Raw genomic sequence first — 19145 nt, 5'->3', positions numbered from 1 at the left:
TGGTGCCTGGCGCCGTTTTCTTGTAAGCGAGATGTTAGTGATGAATGTATTTGTGTCGATTCGCCGCTCTGCCCAACTCTGCCTGTTTGCGGCCATTACGGCGGTAGCGCTGCCGACGGCGGCTCAGGAGTTACCCCAGCCTCAGCCGCAGCCCCAACCGCAGACTATTATTCCGGCGGCCCCGCAGATTGCAGCCAGCTCCTGGATCCTGATGGATGCCAACAGCGGGCGCATTCTTGCCGAGCACAACTCGGATGAGCGCCTGCCACCGGCCAGTCTTACCAAATTGATGACGGCTTACCTGGTGGAGCGTGAGCTGGATCGCGGCACCATCAAGCCTGAAGATCTGGTCAATGTCAGCGAAACGGCCTGGCGTACCGGCGGTTCCAAGATGTTCATCGAGGTAGGTAACCAGGTAGCGGTCGATGACTTGCTGCACGGTATCATCATCGTGTCGGGCAACGACGCGAGTGTGGCCATGGCCGAGCACCTGGCCGGTGGTGAAGGCCCGTTTGCCGATCTCATGAACCAGCACGCGGCGCGGCTTGGCATGGTCAATACCCACTTCGAGAATGCCACGGGCCTGCCCAGCGACAACCATTACTCGACCGCCCACGACCTGGCGCGGCTGTCACGTCATATCATCAATGACTACCCGGAGCACTACGCTGTCTACTCCCAGCGCCACTTCTCCTACGGCGGCATCGACCAGCCCAACCGCAACCGCCTGCTGTGGCGTGACCCGTCCGTTGACGGTCTGAAGACCGGCTGGACTGAAGCGGCTGGCTACTGCCTGGTGTCTTCTGCCGAGCGTGACGGCATGCGCCTTATCTCCGTGGTAATGGGTACCAATTCTGAAGAGGCGCGTGCCCAGGAAGCCCAGAAGCTCTTGAGCTACGGCTTTCGCTTCTACGAAACCATGAAGCTTTATGAGCGCGGTGCCGTGCTCTCCACGCCGCGCGTCTGGGGCGGTGATATCAACGAGCTGCGCGTAGGCGTTGACGAAGAAGTCTACATGACCCTGCCGCGTAATCGTAACGAAGAGCTGCGCGCGCGCCTCAACCTTAACTCTGAACTGCAGGCACCCATTGCCGTTGGCGATGATGTGGGCACGCTGGAAGTCTACCTGGGTGAAGAGATGGTCGGCGAGCGCGAGCTGGTAGCGCTTGAAAACGTTGAAGAGGGCGGTCTGTTCAAGCGTCTCTTCGATCAGGTTCGGCGCTTCTTCAGCGGCTTGATCGCCAACTTTACCGATTAACCGGTCAGGCCCGGGGCACTACCCGGGCCAAGGTTCACGCCAAGTAGAAGGTATATGATGAAAAAGGGTCCCCAGAAGACATTTCGCGATATGCGCGACCCGGTAGCGCCCGAGGCGCCCAAGATCACCTATCCCTGTGACTACCCCTTGAAAGTGGTGGGGGATGCTGCCGAAGATTTTCCCGCTTGCGTGTGTCAGGTCGTGGTGCGCCATGCACCGGATTTCGATGAATCGACAATGCAGGTAGTCGAAAGCCGCACCGGTCGTTTTCAGTCGGTGCGTATTTCCATTCGCGCCACCAGTGAAGCGCAGATCAGCCAGCTGTTTGATGATCTAAAGGCCACCGGCCGCGTCCACATGGTGGTCTAGATGAGCATCTCGCCGCCTATCGAGCTGCATTGCCTGGGGCGCAGGCCCTATTTGCCGGTTTGGGAGGCGATGCGCTCACTGACCGATACGCGCGACAGCGATACGCCCGACCAGTTCTGGCTGGTTGAGCATGACCCGGTATTTACCCAGGGGCAGGCGGGCAAGCCTGAGCATCTATTGATGCCTGGCGATATACCCGTGGTGCAGACCGACCGCGGCGGCCAGGTAACCTACCACGGCCCCGGGCAGGTGGTGCTTTACCCGCTGTTGGATGTAAGGCGCAGCAAGATAGGGGTGCGTGACCTGGTGTCGGCGCTAGAAAATGCCGTTATTGCACTATTGGCCGACTACGGTGTTGAAGCGCACGCGCGCCCTGATGCGCCAGGCGTTTACGTCAAAAGCGTGCTGGGCGAGGCCAAGATTGCCTCGCTGGGTCTGCGCATTCGGCGCGGGGCGAGCTATCACGGCGTGGCGCTCAATGTAGATAACGATCTGGCGGCGTTTCAGCGCATCAATCCTTGCGGTTATGCCGGCATGGCGGTTACCCGTTTGGCGGATCTGGCGGCACTACCCGCCGAGCATCAGGTAGGCACTCAACTGGCGAGTGCGCTGGCGTCTGAGTTGAAGCGAGAGCTTCTGCCCGTCTGCGCCTAGCCTGTATTTAAAAAAACCGCCGCAGCCCGAGGCTGCGGCGGTTTTTTGTCAGCCACAAACGGCTAGCCGACGTTAAACGCGGGGATGATGTTGGGGTCGGGTTCCTGACCCGGCACCTTGGCCGGAGAGGCCAGGCCCAGATTGTTCTTTTCGAATACCCGGTCGGCACGGTAGCTTGAACGAACCAGGGGACCTGAAGGCACTTCCATAAAGCCTTTCTCAAGGCCTATTTCACGATACCGATCAAACTCTTCAGGGCTCACCCAGCGCTCGACGGGCAGGTGGTTTTTCGTGGGGCGCAGATACTGGCCGAGCGTCACGATATCCACGCCGATTTCGCGCAGGTCATCAAAGGTCTGCAGAATCTCTTCATCCGTTTCACCCAGGCCCAGCATGATGCTGGTTTTGGTAATCACCTCGGGGCGGTGCTTCTTGGCATGGGCCAGTACGTCCAGCGTCTTGCGATAGCCCGCACGCGGATCGCGTACCCGACTGGTCAAACGCTCCACGGTTTCAACGTTCTGGGCAAATACTTCCAGACCCGAATCGACCACGCGCTCGATTGCCTGAAGCTCGCCGTCGAAATCTGGCGTCAGCGCTTCGACGACCACTTCCGGCGTGCGCGCCTTGATGGACTGGATACAGCTGGCGTAGTGGGAGGCGCCACCGTCTTCCAGGTCGTCGCGATCCACAGAAGTAAGCACAATGTAGCGAAGCCCCATCAGCTCGACGGACTTGGCGGTGTTCTCCGGCTCTTCAAGGTCCAGCCAGCCCTTGGGGTTACCCGTATCCACGGCGCAGAACCGACAGGCGCGAGTGCATACCGAGCCCATCAGCATGATGGTAGCCGTACCGTTGCTCCAGCACTCGCCCATGTTGGGGCAGTGCGACTCGGCGCACACGGTGCTCAGGCGATGAGTGGCAACGTTGCGCTTGACCGCTTCAAAGCGTTCGCCACCGGGAATCTGGGCGCGTAGCCATTTGGGCTTGCGTTCAAGGGAGGGCGCCTCGGCCTGAGCGGCGCGCACCTTCATGCCATCCTTGATCGCCGTGGTGCCATGTTCATTGCGAAATTTCTGGCCGCTGGGCACACGCTGCGTGGGGTTATTGCTCATAGAAATAGAGCCTCTCTACTGTGCGGCAGGCAGGGCTTATCACAGAAAACCTAAGCGCTTGCCCCTCAAGTCATGCCGATTGATACGTTGCCAATTAATACGTAGGTAGTAGGGCGTAATGTAACATATCTGTGGATTAACTGGACACCGCTGCCTTGCCTAGGGGGTCATGGGCAAACAGGCAACGCCGTGGCTGGGCAGCGGGCTTGATGGAGCCCTGAAATGGTGCTGGAACTGCGTCAGGTGTTCGCGCACAAAGCGCAAGAAGAGTTCGGCTACCGGAGTGGGAAAGCGTTCGCGGCGGTACACCGTGCACCAGGCGCGGCGTATGGGGAAATCCGCCAGTGAAAGCTCGGTCAGTAGACCCTGCTCAAGCTCCAGGCGTACCGCCAGACGAGGCAGTACGGCAACCCCCAGGTGCGCCATGACGCCCTGTTTGATGGCTTCGTTGGTGCCTAGTTCAATACGGTGCGAAAGCGCGACTTTCTGAAACGCCGCCAGTTGCTCAAAGGCGCTGCGCACGCCCGAGCCGGGCTCACGCATCAGTACATAGTGGCGGGCAAAGTCGGCGAGGGTGGCCGCCTGCATATCCAGAAGAGGGTGCTCCGGCCACACGACCGCCACCAGCTCGTTGTCAATGATAGGCATCACCTCCAGACGGTCATCTTCCGGCACCATGGCCATGATCACCAGGTCATCCTGCTGCTGTGCCAGGCGTTCGAGCGCTTGACTGCGGTTACAAACTTTCAGGCGTACCTGGATGTCCGGATAGCGGGCGCGAAAGCGCGCCAGAATGTACGGCACGATGTACTGGGCGGAGGATACGGCTGCCAGGTTCAGCTCGCCGGAAATCTTGCCGTTGATATCCGAAAGATTCATCTGCAGACGCGAAAGCTGACCAAATATTTCCTGAGTCGAAAGCGCCAGCGTGTCCGCCGCCGGCAGCACGTGTAGGGTCTTGCCCGCGTATTTGAAAAGCGTCTGACCGAGCGCCTGTTCAAGCTGGCGAATCTGGGCGCTGACCGCAGGCTGGGTCAATCCAAGCTGTTCCGCCGCGCGGGAGTAGGAGCGCTGGCGGTGTACGGCTTGAAATACCTGCAGTTGGCGAAAGGTCAGCCGGTTAAGCAGCTTGGGAGATGACATGACAACCTCTGAAAATCGGCCTGCGCACGCGAAAGCTGCGGGCGGCGCTATAAACCACGAAAGCCTGGGAAAATGCTATCACTGTTTGATGGTTTCTGCCTGCTGTGTCGGTAGGTTACGTTGAACGTGTAAAAACAGCAGCGCTATTTATCGACGCTGGCCATGGAGTGGCCTAGACTATATTGCATCGCAGCATTCTGGCTGTTGGGTTGATCGCCTGCGCATTCACCCTTGGGAGACTCTATGAATTTTCTTGCCAATTCTTTGCTCGCCGCTAATCCCCTGCTAAGCGCCTGGACAAAAGCATCAGGCGAACCGTCGGATCGCTTGGCTGGCAGCAATGTCTTGACCTCGATGATGGACCCTTTCGGGATCGGCCGTGCGGCGACCGACTACTGGCGCGATAGCGTTGAGCGCAGCGTGCTGTACTGGGATGTCATGCGCGAGCGCGGTAACCAGTATCTTGAGCACATGGAGCAAACCAAGCCCAACGTGCTGGGTTTTGAAACCGAGGTACTGCTCGACGGCCGAACGCTGCCCCAGCCTACCAACTACGAACTGTTGCGTGTGTTGCCCCCGGAAGGCACCGTCATCGACACAAAAAAGCGCCCCTTCGTGGTCGTTGACCCGCGTGCCGGCCATGGCCCTGGCATTGGCGGTTTCAAGCCCGACAGCGAGCTGGGCGTGGCGTTGAAGGCGGGACACCCCTGCTACTTCGTCGGGTTTCTGCCGTTCCCCGAACCGGGGCAAACCGTTGAGGATGTGGTCGAAGCCGAAATTGCCTTTTTGCGTCATGTGATCGAGCTTCATCCAGACACCAGCGAAAAGCCCATGGTGGTGGGTAACTGTCAGGCGGGCTGGCAGCTGATGATGGCCGCCGCGCTCGAGCCGGATCTCTTTGGTCCCATTCTGATCGCCGGCGCGCCACTTTCCTATTGGGCGGGTGAGCATGGCAAGGCGCCCATGCGCTATACCGGCGGGATGACCGGCGGTAGCTGGGTAACGGCGTTTACCAGCGATATGGGCAATGGCCTGTTCGACGGCGCTTGGCTGGTGCAGAACTTCGAGCGTCTTAACCCGGCCAATACCTATTGGAAAAAGCAGTATCACCTTTACGCCAACGTGGACACAGAGAGCCAGCGCTATCTGGACTTCGAGCGCTGGTGGGGCGGCCATGTGGTGTTGGGTGGCGAAGAGATTCAGTACATCGTCGATAACCTGTTTGTGGGCAACCGGCTCTCGACGGCACAGCTGGTCACTCGCGACGGGCGGCGTATCGATCTGCGCAATCTGCGCTCGCCTGTCGTGGTGTTCTGCTCGCGAGGAGACGATATTACGCCGCCCCCGCAGGCGCTTGGCTGGATACGCGATCTTTACGAAGACACCGACGATATCATTGCCAACGACCAGACCATCGTTTACTGCATGCACGACACTACCGGGCACCTGGGAATCTTTGTGTCCGGCAGCGTATCGCGCAAGGAGCATTCCGAGTTCACTGCCAACATGGACTACATCGATGTGCTGCCGCCCGGTCTTTACGAGACAACGGCCACCAAGCCACCAGAAGGCAGCGATGCAAGTCTCTACGAGCGCGACTACCTGCTTGAGTTTACTCCGCGCAACTTTGAAGAATTGGATCAGGAAGTGCAGCATAGCGCCGAGGATGATCGCCGCTTTGCCACCGTGGCGCGACTGTCAGAAATCAATCTGGGGCTTTATCGGCTCTACGTGCAGCCGTGGCTGCAGGCGGTCATGACGCCGGAAGCGGCGCGTTTCATTCGCCGCATGCACCCCATTCGGCTTGGGTACAAGCTGTTGTCGGATCGCAATCCATTGTCTGTGCCGCTGCCGGTCATGGCCGAGGCCATTCGCAAGAACCGCCGGGAAGTGGCGCCGGATAATCTGTTCAAGGCGCTTGAAACAATGGGCTCTGATCACATCGTAGCCTCGTTGAATGCCATGCGTGACCTGCGCGACAGCCATACAGAGCGGCTGTTCATGGATATCTACGGTCAGCCTCAGCTTCAGGCAGCGGTTGGACTATACGGTGATGCGCACGTGCATCGCCGCCGCCCGGGTGCAGAACCCGAGCACCGCCGCTTTCTGGCGCGCCGTCAGGAAGAGCTGCGTGAGCAGATTGCCAAGGGCGGCCCCCAGGAAGCCATCATGCGCTCGTTGATTTACGTCATGGGCGGGGCGCCGGCGACCGATGAGCGCAACTTCAAGCGTCTGCGCGCCTCGCGGGCCAAGCTTGAAACGAGTATCGAGCTTAGCGAGTTCAAGCGCCTTGTACGCGAACAGTTCTCCATTTTGAAGCTGGATCGCGAGCAGGCATTGAAGACGCTGCCTGCGCTGCTGGCTGGGCAAGGCAGCAGCGATATCGATGCGCATATCAAAAATCTCGAGCACGTGTTTGCAGCAAGCGGTGAACTTTCAGAGCACGCCGCCGAGCGTTTTGTCCAGGTGAAAGCGCTGTTTGACCAAGCCCGCCCTGAGGAGTCTGCGCCAAAGGGTGTGGCAGCGCCCAAAGCGTCAGCGGCATCTACCAATGCGTCGGTGAAGAAATCCGCTGAAAGCAAACCCGTAGCTAAAAAGCCTGCTGCACCCAGTAAAGCGAAAGCGGCGGTGACAGACGCCCAGGTTGAAAACCCGGTAGTGACCAAGGCTGTCGTCAAGCAGGGCAGTGAGGTCAATAAAAAGGGGGCTGTGAAAGCTTCATCCGCTACTGATGAGCAGGCAGTCAAGGCGGTTTCACCGCCACCGAAAGCCGATGAGTCTGAAAAAACCGCCGAGGTGAAAAAACCGGCTGCCGACATCACTCAGCGCAAAACGCCACGTAAACGTTAAGCGCTTTCTGACCTGACCACGCCCCTGCCTTAAGGCAGGGGCGTTTTGTTTATAGCGCAATGGTGGGTTGCCGTTCTTCAAGTGGCGGTCTAGTGTCTAGCTACTTCGGTATAAAAAGTAAGGTTTGTTCTTTAGCGTTCGCTTGCTACTGGCGCTTAGTCAAGGGCTGGGGTAGGGTAGGCGCATTTTTTCATCCGTATAATTGTGCTGGTCACGGGTCAGGCCGTTTATCCTCACACTGTACGGTACCGTATTCAGGCGTGGGCTGGTCAGCCTAAGCAATAGATAAGTGGAGCACTATGGGCAAGTCACTGGTCATCGTCGAGTCGCCGGCTAAAGCGAAGACGATCAATAAGTATCTCGGCAACGATTTCATCGTTAAGTCGAGCGTGGGTCACATCCGTGACCTGCCGACCAGCGGCTCGGGCAAGGCAGCTTCCGACCCCAAGGAGCGCGCTCGCCAGGCCGCGGCAACACGCAAGATGTCGGCGGAAGAGAAGGCTGAGTATAAAAAGCGCAAGAGTCAGGATCAGCTGATCCGGCGCATGGGGATCGACCCGAACAATGGGTGGGAAGCGCACTATGAGGTGCTGCCCGGTAAAGAGAAGGTGGTGGCCGAATTAAAGAAGCTCGCTGAAAAGGCTGACGCCGTTTACCTGGCGACGGATTTGGACCGTGAAGGGGAAGCCATCGCCTGGCACCTTCGCGAAACCATTGGCGGTGACGATAGCCGCTACAAGCGCGTGGTATTCAACGAAATCACCAAAAACGCCATTCAGGATGCGTTCAAGGCGCCGGGGGTTCTGAATATTCCCCGCGTGGAAGCGCAGCAGGCGCGGCGTTTTCTCGACCGGGTAGTGGGCTTCATGCTTTCCCCGCTGCTGTGGGCCAAGATTGCCCGCGGGCTCTCCGCCGGGCGGGTTCAGTCCGTGGCGGTACGCCTTATCGTCGAGCGCGAGCGGGATATTCGTGCGTTCATTCCTGAAGAGTTCTGGGATGTGCATGCCGACCTGGTATCCCCTGACGGTGAGCTGGTGCGCTTCGCTCTTGCACGGCAGGATGGCAAGGCGTATCGGCCTACCTCTGAAAAGGAAACCATGGCCAGCATCGAGGCGCTGCGCAAGGCCAAGCTCTCGATCACTTCCCGGGAAGACAAGCCGACCAGTTCCAAGCCGGCGGCGCCTTTTATTACCTCTACACTGCAGCAGGCGGCCAGCGGCCGCCTGGGCTTCTCGGTCAAGAAAACCATGACCATGGCTCAGCGCCTGTATGAAGCTGGCTACATTACCTATATGCGTACCGACTCGACCAATCTTTCCAAGGATGCCGTCGAGAGCGTTCGCGAGTTTATCGGCAGCGAGTACGGCGAGCGCTACCTGCCCGAGGCGCCCAATCGCTACAGCAGCAAGGAGAGCGCTCAGGAGGCCCACGAAGCTATCCGGCCTTCAAGCGTTGAGCGCAAGGCGACCGACCTTGCCGGCATGGAGCGCGATGCCGAGCGTTTGTACGAGCTGATCTGGCGCCAGTTCGTGGCGTGTCAGATGACCCCGGCCGAGTACCTTTCCAGCACGCTGAGTGTTGAGGTAGAGGGCTATGACCTGCGCGCCAAAGGCCGCGTGCTCCAGTTTGACGGCTATACGCGGGTGATGAAGCCCAGCGGCAAGAACGAAGACCAGACGCTGCCGGACCTGCCTAAGGGCACACCCATGGCGCTGGAAACCCTCGACCCGCAGCAGCACTTTACCAAGCCGCCGGCACGTTACACCGAGGCCAGCCTGGTCAAGGAGCTTGAGAAGCAGGGCATTGGCCGGCCCTCTACCTACGCGTCGATCATTTCCACGATTCAGGATCGCGGCTATGTGAAGCTGGAAAATCGCCGCTTCTATGCTGAGAAGCTGGGCGATATTGTCACTGAGCGCTTGAAAGAGTCGTTCCCGGACCTGATGGATTTCTCGTTTACCGCGCGCATGGAAGATAGCCTCGATGAGGTGGCCGAGGGCGAGCGCAACTGGCAGGCGCTGCTGGATGCCTTTTACGGCGAGTTTCGTGAAGAGCTCGCCAAGGCGGAAAGCGACGACGGAATGCGCCCCAACCAGCCGGTGCCGACGGATATCGACTGCCCCTCCTGTGGGCGCAAGATGCAGATTCGTACCGCCTCGACCGGTGTGTTCCTGGGCTGCAGTGGCTATAACCTGCCGCCCAAGGAGCGCTGCAAGACAACCATTGATCTTATCCCTGGTGAAGAGGCCGTGGCGGCGGATGCCGGCGACGAGGCCGAGACCAATGCCCTGCGTGCCAAGCGCCGCTGCACCAAGTGCGGCACGGCGATGGACAACTACCTGATTGATGAAACCCGCAAGCTGCATATCTGTGGCAACAGCCCGGATTGCGACGGTTATGAGATCGAGCAGGGCAAGTTCAAGATCAAGGGCTATGACGGCCCGGTCATCGAGTGCGACAAGTGTGGCTCTGAAATGCAGCTCAAGTCGGGTCGGTTTGGCAAGTACTTCGGCTGCACCAACAGCGAGTGCAAGAATACCCGCAAGCTGTTGAAAAGCGGCGAAGTGGCGCCGCCGAAGATGGACCCTATCCCGATGCCGGAACTGGCCTGTCAGAAAGTGGATGACCACTACGTGCTGCGCGACGGGGCAAGCGGACTGTTTCTGGCGGCCAGCAAATTCCCCAAGAATCGTGAGACGCGACCGCCGCTGGTCAAGGAGCTCAAGGCTCACCGCGATGAGCTGCCGGAGAAGTATCACTTCATCCTTGACGCACCCAGCGAAGATCCGGATGGCCGGCCGGCGCAGATCCGCTACTCGCGCAAGAACAAAGAGCAGTACGTGATGACCGATGAAGAGGGCAAGGCGACTGGCTGGAAAGCCACGTATGAGGCAGGTAAATGGCACGTGGAAGACAAGCGTAAATGAGCCCGCGTGCCCGTACCAATCAGCTCCTTTACCAGGTCGAACTGCTGGTCGGCATGGCGAAAGGCGATGACGAGCATGCCCAGGCTCGTCAGATGGCGCTTGAGGAGAGCGCGCTTGCGCTGTTGGAGCTTGCGCTGAATTCGCTGCTCAAGGAAGTTACCGAGCATGCGCGGCTGGAAAATCACGCTTGGCGTCTGCTGCTTGCAGATGGTGGCCCGCAGCTTGCCGAGCTTCAGCGCTTGCGTGACGTAATGAACACGCCGGAAAGCTGGCTTGGCTGGCTGGTCCATCAACTTGAGCAGTTGCACAGTAGTGAAGGCGCTGCCCGACGTGCGCCTGCCAACCCCGCCATGATCGCCGTGGGAAATCAGGCCGATTTAGCCACTCAACTGCTTGCCTGCCTAGAGTCTGCCAAGCGTGAAATAGCCTCGCTCCGGGAAACCAGCCTGGAGTGGTAGCGCTGGAAACATCGCGACTGAACTACGCTGTACTTTCAATATCAAACAGTTGGCCACTAGCGTTATGGTGGCCTCACTTTGTGATTGGCAAGTTTGGCAAGTAGAGAGGAGACAAGGATGCGTTACAATACGGTCAAGGATCTCATTGTTTGGGCGGAGGGTTTTCACAAGCAAATGGCCCAGCAATACAGTGAAGCGGCAGACAAGACAGATAATGAGCGTATGCAAATGGCGCTGACGTACCTTGCAAGCCAGGAAATCAAGATGCAAAAAGGCCTCGATGACCTTTTTCATGACGGTGCAGATCATTCGAAAGTGCTTGAAACGTGGTTCGATGAGTCCAGTGAGTTTCCCGAGCCCCCCGAGCTTGAACAGTTGGCCGATAAATCGGTAACCGGTTCTGTAGATGACATCACCCAAGTGGCGATTGAAACTCATACGCGGCTTCAGGCGCTTTATGAGCATCGCGCCCTGCGGGCGAGAATCGAGCCAGAAGCCACCTTCTTCACTTCGTTGGCACAAGGCCATGAGGCGCAGGTGCGCAAGCTTGTGACTAACATGCAGGAGTTTGCCGATATCTAGCGCTGCGTTGAATGATGCCGAATTGACACGTTTTTGTAAGAATCAGTGTTAAATAGTTGGGTGATATCACTGACACCGGCGGCGGTTATAGGGTATAACAGCCCCCAGAAATGCTTAGTTGGTCAGCCGCTAGCTGGCCCGTTTTGAGGGCTCTTTCATGCCATTGAACCGCCGCCGTTTTTTAGCGCTGGCGCTAGGCTGGCCAGCGGTTGCCAGCGCTGCCACGTCAAGCGTCACCCTTGATACCCAGCCAACCGACCTGGTTGAAACGCTGTTGTCGCGGGCGCATATTCCCCGCTACAGCAGTGAGCTATGGCTGATGATCGACGATCAGCAGTCAACGCTCAGCGTGTATCGTGGTGATGCGTTGGTGGAGCACTATGGGCCCATTTCATTGGGCCGCTCGGGCGCCAAGACACAGCGTGTACGGGGTGATAACGTCACGCCGTTGGGTGAATTTCGCATTAACCGATTTAATTACCAAAGTCGGTGGCATATATTCCTCGGTATCGATTATCCTACGCCAGCCCATGCGCGAATGGCGTTGGAAAAAGGCATCTACTCGCAAGGCGACTATGAAGCCTATTTCGATTACTATCGTCGTTATGGACATCCACCGCAGGATACTGCGCTGGGTGGGGCAATCGGAATTCATGGCATCGGAAGCGGTGATCCCGAGATTCATGGCCGCTATCACTGGACCCAAGGGTGCGTGGCAGTGACAAATGAGCAAATTGAGCGAGTTGCAGAACTCGTTGATGTTGGCACTCGCGTCGTGATCCGCTAGTCTTATGTCGTTGAAGGAAGTACGAGGTTTTGTACAAGTGGCTATAGACAAGCGTTGTGGTCTATTATAAAACAGCGTTTGACTTACGTGCTCATGCACAAGTCACTGTAGAGAACCTGCACCGCAGGTAGACAAAGTGGCACTAAGCACTTAGCCTGACTTTGTCATACCATTAACGTTGTACCCAAGGAAGACTCAAGGAGAACATCATGACTCTGAAGACTACTCTGAAAATGACCGCCGCTGCCGCTTCTCTGGCAATCCTGGCTGGCTGTGCTTCTACCAGCGCTCTGGAAGAAGTTCGCATGACTGCTGAATCTGCACAGGCTGACGCCGCAGAAGCACGCAGCATGGCTTCACAAGCTCTGAACACTGCTAACCAAGCTCAGCGCGACGCGCAAGCTGCCCTGCAGATGTCCGAGCAGAACCGCGAAGAAATGAACCGCATGTTCCAGCGCTCCATGCAGAAGTAATTCTGCTTGGACCACTGGGCAGCAGTTTGGCTCAGCGGTTTGCTGAAGATGTAAAAAAACCCCGCCTCGGCGGGGTTTTTTTGTGGCTGATCACTTCATTGCGTCAAGCATCTTCTTCAGCAGGCGGTGCCTGGCTTAGCTCAACTTCTTCAAACAGGCCGTTAAGCTCTGCAGGCGCCTCTTCAGCTGGCGCTGGTGCCTGAGGGCCGTACAGGGCAACGAAGTGGCCGTCAGGGGATTCTACGGCGCGTTTGACCTGCTCGTAATCTACTTCCACCTGGTCTTCGATAAGCGCGTCGACGCGCTCAATGGCGTTGATCAACGGCTCGAAGTCGCCCTTGTTCTCTTCAAGCTGAGGATAGGACTGCACGAACAGCGTACCGTCCGCGGCCCAGCCAGCCTTGAAGGGGGCGTCCATCAGGTTTACCTGGGTGCCGCTTGGCAGGCGTTCATACAGGGACTTGATGTCTTCCGGATACATGCGGATACAGCCGCGGCTGGCGCGCATGCCAACACCGTCAGGACGGTTGGTGCCGTGGATCAGGTAGCTCGGCATGGCCAGCAGGATGGCGTGTTCGCCCAGGGGGTTGTCCGGGCCAGGCGGTACCACAGAGGGGGCAGGGTCGCCACGCTCTGCTGCTTCACGGCGCATGGACGCGGGTGGCGCCCAGGCAGGGTCCTTGACCTTGACCGTAGTGCGCGTGATGCCCACCGGCGTTGCGAACTCTTCACGGCCAACGCTCACCGGATAAGTCTCGACGATGCCGGGCTTGTCGGCGGGGTAGTAGTACATGCGCAGTTCAGACAAATTGACCACAACACCCTCACGCGGGGCGGGCGGCAGAATATAGCGGGCCGGAATGACCACTTCCGTGCCTTCGCCGGGTACCCACATGCTTACGCCGGGGTTGGCCATGCGCATTTCCTCGTAGCCGATGTTATGGCGACGGGCGATATCGATCAGGGTTTCCTTGGGGTCTTCGACGGTCACGGTGTAGTACTCACCGATGATGTCGCCTTGGTCGGGTAGACGAAAATGCCCGCGGGGAAGCTCGCGCTGGTCCTGTTCGACTGCCTGCTCAGCACCCGCCTGCGCTTCAGCTGAAACGGTCTGCGCGCTATCTGCCTGTTCAGGCGCTTGTTGCGCGTAAACCGGGCCGGTAAGAGAGGCAGCCAGCAGGACCGCCAGACTGGTCGGGCCCCAAAGGTTGAATTTTTGACGAGTGTTCATGGTCATTCCTAATGAGTTGATGCACTGCTAGTACGCGTAAACGGGCAAACGGGGAGGTTGCTTGATACCAGTTTGCCCCAAGGTTCACGCCGCCGCTACTTTTTGATTAAGGGTACTTAAAAGCGACTCTATCTGTTTAAAACGCTGTTCAGCGGTTTCCATTGCAAATTCAAAGCGAAGGGTATCTGAGCCATCCAGACGATAGTGCTGCGGCGATGTCTGGATCAGAGTGACCAGGGTTAAAGGATCTACCTGGGTCGAGCCTCCAAACAGTACTCTGCCGCGGCTTTCGCTTGCCTCTATTCGACTGACGCCCAGCTGCTCGGCCCGCTGGCGCAGGCGGGTCTGGCGTACCAGATTCTTGAGCGGCTGAGGCAGCAGGCCAAAGCGGTCAATCAGCTCGACCTGCAGCTCCTTGAGTTCACCCTCGCTTTGCGTATTGGCAATGCGCTTATACATCACCAGACGCTGCTGCACATCATGAATATAGTCGTCGGGTATCAATGCCGGTAAGTTTAGGCTAATTTCCACGCCGGTATTGAAGGGCGCATCGATATTTGGCGTCTTGCCGGCACGAATGGCCTTCACGGCCCGGTCCAGCATTTCCATGTATAGAGTGTAGCCAATGGTTTCCATCTGGCCGCTTTGCTCATCGCCCAGCAGCTCACCCGCCCCGCGAATTTCCATATCATGGCTTGCCAGGGTAAAGCCGGCTCCCAGATCGTCAGAGGCACTGATGGCCTCCAGGCGCTTGACGGCATCGCGGGTCATGGCCTTGGGTGGCGGAGTCAGCAGGTAGGCATACGCCTGGTGGTGGCTGCGTCCTACACGCCCGCGTAGCTGGTGAAGCTGTGCCAGACCGAATTTGTCGGCCCGCTCGATCAAGATGGTGTTGGCGCTGGGCACATCGATGCCGGTTTCAATGATGGTCGAGCACACCAGTACATTGAAGCGCCGGTGGTAAAAGTCGGACATGACTCGTTCGAGGCTGCGCTCGGGCAGTTGCCCATGAGCCACCGCTACTCTTGCTTCGGGCACCAGTTCGCGGATCTGCTCGGCGGCATTTTCGATGCTCTTGACTTCATTGTGTAGAAAGTAGACCTGGCCACCGCGAAGTATCTCGCGCAGCAATGCTTCCTTGATGATGCTGTTGTCACGCTGCTGGACAAAGGTCTTCACCGACAGGCGGCGTGCCGGGGGGGTTGCAATGATCGAGAGATCACGAATACCGCTCATCGCCATGTTCAGCGTGCGCGGAATGGGCGTGGCGGTTAGCGTCAGAATGTCGACCTCGGCACGAAGTGTCTTGAGCTTCTCCTTCTGGGCGACGCCAAAGCGGTGCTCTTCATCGATGATCAGAAGCCCCATCTTGGGCAGCTCGACGCTTTTGGACAGCAGCTTGTGCGTACCGATCACGATATCGGTCTGGCCGCTCTTGATGCTCTCCAGCGTCTGCGTCATCTCCTTGCCGGCCGTAAAGCGCGAGATAAGGCGGATATTGACGGCCGTGTCGGCAAAGCGGTCGCGGAAGTTCTCGAAATGCTGACGGGCGAGCAGAGTGGTGGGCACCAGCACGACCACCTGACGGCCTGACTGCACTGCCAGAAACGCCGCGCGCATGGCTACTTCGGTCTTGCCGAACCCGACATCGCCACACACCACGCGGTCCATTGGCTGGGGGGAGACCATATCGTCGATCACGGCTTCGATAGCGGCCTGCTGATCCGGCGTCTCTTCAAACGGGAAGCTGGCGGCAAAGCGCACATACTCATCGGCAGGGGCGTCGTAGACCACCCCTTGCTGGGCTTCGCGCCTCGCGTAGACGTCGAGCAGCTCCGCCGCCGTATCGCGAATCTTCTCGGCCGCCTTGCGTCTGGCTTTCTCCCACTGATCCGAGCCTAGCTTATGCAACGGAGCCAGCTCGTCGTCGGCACCGCTGTAGCGTGAAATGAGGTGCAGGCTGTCCACCGGAACGTAAAGCTTGGCGCCATCGGCATAGGAAAGTGCGAGAAACTCGTTGGCCTGGCCCCCGGCCGAAAGCGTTTCAAGCCCCAGATAGCGGCCCACGCCGTGGGCTTGGTGAACCACCGGTGCGCCTTCACGAAGCTCTGACAGATGGCGTACCGCCAGCTCGTTGTCGTCGGTGGCCTTTTCGCGCCGCCGGCTTTGGCGTACCACTTCGCCGAACAGCTCGGTTTCGCTGATAACCGCAACGGCGGGCTCTGTCAGCCACAGGCCGCTATCGACCAGACTTTCGGTAATCGCATAGGTATGCGGGCTTGCCAGAAAGGCCTGGAAGCTTTCCACGTGGGGCAGGGCGCGGGTAAGCGGCGCGAGTATTTCTTCAAGCGCTTCACGCCGCCCGCGAGACTCGGCGACAAACAGCACGCGAAGTTTAGGCTGCTTCTCCAGAAAGTCAGCCAGCTCCGCCAGGGGTTCCTTGGCGCGGGCGTTGATGGCAAGTGGCGGCAGCGCCTGAGCGTTGGGGGGCAGGGCATGGCGCTGTTCGGTGCTTTCGGTAAGCTCGATACGCGGGCGCGCCTTGATGGCCGAAAACACATCGCTGACCGAAAAGAACGCCCGGTGCGGTGGAAGTAGCGGGCGGGTAGGGTCGACACCGAGATTGGTATAGCGCGCTTCGATGGAGCGCCAGTGCTGCTCAGCCGCTTCGAAGACACCGGGCAGCAGTGCCACGCGCGTGTCACTGGTCACGTGATCGAAAAGCGAGGCGGTTTCGTCGAAAAACAGCGGCAGATAGTGCTCAAGCCCGGGCGAGGGAATAGCCTTGAGGGCGTCGTTATACAGCGGGCACTGGCGCGGATCGACGTCGAACAGGGTCTCGAACTGCTCGCGAAAACAGGCAATGGCGCTGCGGCTCAGCGAGTATTCATGCGCTGGCAGCAGCTCGATGGTGCCGACCTTGTCGGTTGAGCGTTGGCTGCCGGGATCGAAGTGGCGCAGCGTATCGATCTCATCGTCGAACAGATCAATGCGGATCGGCTCGTCCATGCCCATGGCAAACAGGTCGATCAAGGCGCCGCGCATGGCATATTCGCCGGGTTCATAAACGGTTTCGACGGCGCGATACCCGGCGCGGGTCAGCGACTCCCGAAACGTCTCTCGATCAAGCTTGGCGCCGGCCTTGAGCGACATCACTCGCCCGGCGATATAGGAAACCGGCGACAGGCGCTGCATCAGGGTATTGATGGGGACCAGTACGATGCCGCGCACACCGTCCTGAAGCAGGCGCAGCGTGCGCAGGCGTGCCGAGACGATGTCCTGGTGTGGCGAAAAGCTGTCGTAGGGCAGGGTTTCCCAATCCGGAAAGGGCAGTACCGGCACATCGCTGTAAAATGCCAGGTCCTGTTCCAGGCGTTGGGCGCTGGCGGTGCTGGGGGTAATCACCAGCAGCGGGGCGCTCGACGCTACCTGGGAAAGCGCCAGTGCAGACGCGCTGCCCGGTGGCGCTGTCCAATAGAGCGTGTCGCGTGTTCCTTGCGGCTGGGGCGGTTCGAGCAGAGAGAATGATGGCATAGTCAGGTATCGTTTTGCGCTGAAACGGAGGAGTGATCATACACGATGACCCGTTTCAATTAGAGGACTTGGCCGCTGCGGTTTCACAGAGAGTCTATTTCGAGTTTGTAGTCAAACGTCGTTTTCTGTAATAACCCTACATGACCTGCGACCATCCATTCATTGCGACTCGGCGGTAAGGCCGGGATAATACGTTGAATTTTATTAACCCTATGAGGCCGCACGTGAGTCAGCAAGCTTCCGAGAACGTTTTTCAGGAATGGCAGAACAATCAAGCCCTGGCAGAGCAGATGATCCCGCTGGTCGGACGCCTGTATCGCCAGAACAACGTTGTGGCCACCATGTTTGGGCGCTCGCTGATCAATCAGTCGGTTATCCGCATCATCAAAGACCACCGCTTCGTGCGCAAGATTGAAGGTACCGAGCTTTCGGTCGAGGATACCTTCCCCATCGTTGAGGCCATGAATGCCCTCAACCTGGGTCCGGCTCACGTGGATGTGGGCAAGCTTGCGGTGACGTTCAAGAAGCAGGGCGGCGGCGACCTTGATGCGTTCTTGCGCAGCGAGCTCAAGGACATCATCGAGGGTTATCAGCCCGGCGCCAGCAAGGGCGAGCCGCAGGACGTCGTGCTGTATGGATTTGGCCGTATTGGCCGCCTGCTGGCGCGCGTGCTGGTCGAGAAAGCTGGCGGCGGCAACCTGCTGCGTCTTCGCGCTATTGTGGTGCGTGGTCGGGGCGATGTGGCCAAGGACCTGGAAAAGCGTGCCAGCTTGCTGCGCCGTGACTCCGTGCACGGCCCGTTTGAAGGCACTATTTCCGTTGATGCCGAGGCGCGTACGCTGACCGTTAACGGTAACGTGGTTCAGGTAATCTACGCTGATTCGCCCAGCGAAATCGACTACACCACTTACGGCATCAACAACGCCGTGATTGTCGATAACACCGGTATCTGGCGCGATGAAGCGGGCCTGGGTCAGCACCTGGAGTGCAAGGGCGCTGCCAAGGCCCTGTTGACCGCTCCGGGTAAGGGCGATATCAAGAATATCGTTTACGGCGTGAATCACACGACCATCGATGAGAGTGACCGGATTGTCTCGGCGGCCTCCTGTACTACCAATGCCATCGTTCCGGTACTCAAGGTGCTCAATGATGAGTACGGCGTTGCCAATGGCCACGTGGAAACCGTGCATGCCTACACCAACGACCAGAACCTGATCGATAACTATCACAAGGGTGACCGTCGCGGCCGCAGCGCGGCGCTCAACATGGTATTGACGGAAACCGGCGCGGCGAAAGCGGCGGCCAAGGCGCTGCCCGAGCTTGAAGGCAAGCTGACCGGTAACGCCATCCGCGTGCCTACTCCCAACGTCTCCATGGCCATCTTGAACCTGACGCTGGACAAGCCGACGGATGCAGCGTCACTCAACGACTACCTGCGTCGCATGTCCATCGACTCTTCTTACCAGAAGCAGATCGACTTCGTGGATTCGGCTGAAGTGGTGTCGTCGGACTTCGTCGGCAACCGCCACGCGGGCATCGTGGATGCCAAGGCAACCATTGCCAACGATAATCACGCGGTGGTGTACGTATGGTACGACAACGAATTTGGCTACAGCTGCCAGGTGATTCGCATCCTGCAGCAAATGTCGAACGTTCAGTTTCTCAAGCTGCCACACCACGGTTAATGCCTATAAGTTGGTGAATCGCCTGTCAAACGGCTTTTCCAGCGCCGCGGTTTTTTTCAACGCCACCTTCGGGTGGCGT

General features: G+C 58.6%; 14 protein-coding genes. 10 read left to right on the top strand and 4 right to left on the bottom strand.

The window, feature by feature from the left end; all coding sequences use genetic code 11:
- Positions 1-40: 40 nt before the first annotated feature.
- The 3 genes from B0H98_RS12400 to lipB are packed head-to-tail and all read left to right on the top strand — an operon-like array spanning position 41 to position 2281.
- Positions 41-1258, top strand: coding sequence for a D-alanyl-D-alanine carboxypeptidase family protein (locus tag B0H98_RS12400; protein WP_106375382.1), 1218 nt, complete (start codon positions 41-43; stop codon positions 1256-1258).
- A gap of 57 nt (positions 1259-1315) precedes the next feature.
- A complete protein-coding gene (locus B0H98_RS12395) occupies positions 1316-1627 on the top strand; it encodes an HP0495 family protein (protein WP_106375381.1) in 312 nt (103 codons plus the stop codon).
- On the top strand, positions 1628-2281 hold the full coding sequence (gene lipB, locus B0H98_RS12390) for a lipoyl(octanoyl) transferase LipB (protein ID WP_106375380.1): 654 nt from the start codon (positions 1628-1630) through the stop codon (positions 2279-2281).
- A 62-nt stretch (positions 2282-2343) separates the two neighbouring features.
- Here the strand turns inward: lipB and lipA are convergent, their stop codons facing one another.
- Together lipA and B0H98_RS12380 are read right to left on the bottom strand one after the other, a co-directional pair.
- Positions 2344-3396, bottom strand: a complete 1053-nt coding sequence (gene lipA / locus B0H98_RS12385; RefSeq protein WP_106375379.1) for a lipoyl synthase — start codon at positions 3394-3396, stop codon at positions 2344-2346.
- Between the two features lie 159 nt (positions 3397-3555).
- On the bottom strand, positions 3556-4539 hold the full coding sequence (locus B0H98_RS12380) for a LysR family transcriptional regulator (RefSeq protein ID WP_106375378.1): 984 nt from the start codon (positions 4537-4539) through the stop codon (positions 3556-3558).
- Between the two features lie 243 nt (positions 4540-4782).
- On the opposite strand from B0H98_RS12380, the gene B0H98_RS12375 reads away from it, so the two are divergent.
- The 6 genes from B0H98_RS12375 to B0H98_RS12350 all read left to right on the top strand — a co-directional run bounded on the left by B0H98_RS12375 (position 4783) and on the right by B0H98_RS12350 (position 12616).
- Complete coding sequence (locus B0H98_RS12375) at positions 4783-7389, top strand: DUF3141 domain-containing protein (RefSeq protein ID WP_106375377.1); 2607 nt, start codon at positions 4783-4785, stop codon at positions 7387-7389.
- 299 nt (positions 7390-7688) lie between these two features.
- Positions 7689-10316, top strand: coding sequence for a type I DNA topoisomerase (topA, locus tag B0H98_RS12370; RefSeq protein WP_106375376.1), 2628 nt, complete (start codon positions 7689-7691; stop codon positions 10314-10316).
- Positions 10313-10774 carry a DUF6586 family protein gene (locus B0H98_RS12365; protein ID WP_106375375.1) on the top strand — a complete coding sequence of 154 codons (462 nt, stop codon included), beginning with the start codon at positions 10313-10315 and terminating at the stop codon, positions 10772-10774. Before topA ends, B0H98_RS12365 begins: the two co-directional genes overlap by 4 nt.
- Positions 10775-10891: 117 nt before the next feature.
- A complete protein-coding gene (locus tag B0H98_RS12360; RefSeq protein WP_106375374.1) occupies positions 10892-11356 on the top strand; it encodes a hypothetical protein in 465 nt (154 codons plus the stop codon).
- Positions 11357-11513: 157 nt separating this feature from the next.
- Positions 11514-12143, top strand: coding sequence for a L,D-transpeptidase family protein (locus tag B0H98_RS12355; RefSeq protein WP_106375373.1), 630 nt, complete (start codon positions 11514-11516; stop codon positions 12141-12143).
- A gap of 209 nt (positions 12144-12352) precedes the next feature.
- Positions 12353-12616 carry an Lpp/OprI family alanine-zipper lipoprotein gene (locus B0H98_RS12350; RefSeq protein ID WP_018917296.1) on the top strand — a complete coding sequence of 88 codons (264 nt, stop codon included), beginning with the start codon at positions 12353-12355 and terminating at the stop codon, positions 12614-12616.
- 103 nt (positions 12617-12719) lie between these two features.
- Here B0H98_RS12350 and B0H98_RS12345 read toward each other — a convergent pair whose 3' ends face one another.
- Together B0H98_RS12345 and mfd are read right to left on the bottom strand one after the other, a co-directional pair.
- Positions 12720-13847, bottom strand: coding sequence for a L,D-transpeptidase family protein (locus B0H98_RS12345; protein ID WP_106375372.1), 1128 nt, complete (start codon positions 13845-13847; stop codon positions 12720-12722).
- Positions 13848-13931: 84 nt separating this feature from the next.
- On the bottom strand, positions 13932-17381 hold the full coding sequence (gene mfd / locus B0H98_RS12340) for a transcription-repair coupling factor (protein ID WP_106375371.1): 3450 nt from the start codon (positions 17379-17381) through the stop codon (positions 13932-13934).
- Positions 17382-17605: 224 nt separating this feature from the next.
- On the opposite strand from mfd, the gene B0H98_RS12335 reads away from it, so the two are divergent.
- The gene (locus B0H98_RS12335) at positions 17606-19066 is read left to right on the top strand and encodes a glyceraldehyde-3-phosphate dehydrogenase (RefSeq protein WP_106375370.1); all 1461 of its coding nucleotides are present in this window, start codon (positions 17606-17608) and stop codon (positions 19064-19066) included.
- Positions 19067-19145: the final 79 nt, after the last annotated feature.

The organism is Vreelandella songnenensis, assembly GCF_003002925.1.
Taxonomy (GTDB): domain Bacteria; phylum Pseudomonadota; class Gammaproteobacteria; order Pseudomonadales; family Halomonadaceae; genus Vreelandella; species Vreelandella songnenensis.
This window is presented reverse-complemented; position numbering and strand designations above follow the sequence as displayed.